The organism is Paenibacillus periandrae (genome assembly GCF_022458865.1).
GTDB lineage: Bacteria > Bacillota > Bacilli > Paenibacillales > NBRC-103111 > Paenibacillus_S > Paenibacillus_S periandrae.
This window is the reverse complement of record NZ_JAJNMU010000256.1, coordinates 1-215: the sequence shown is the minus strand read 5'-3', so window position 1 is coordinate 215 and position 215 is coordinate 1. Positions and strand designations below refer to the sequence as shown.

Below are 215 nucleotides of genomic sequence, written 5' to 3'. Positions count from 1 at the left end.
CATCCTGGTTGTCTGGGCAACTCCACATCCTTTCCCACTTAACCTGCACTTGGGGACCTTAGCTGATGGTCTGGGCTGTTTCCCTCTTGACCATGGATCTTAGCACTCACGGTCTGACTCCCGGATAGAAGTCTGTGGCATTCGGAGTTTGACTGGACTTGGTAACCCTTGGCGGGCCCCGCACCCAATCAGTGCTCTCCATCCACGACTCTAAA

The 215-nt window shown here is 54.4% G+C and carries 1 rRNA gene; it reads right to left on the bottom strand.

Annotated features, from left to right (window positions below):
• Positions 1-215, bottom strand: a 23S ribosomal RNA gene (locus tag LRL21_RS45445); the annotation flags it as partial.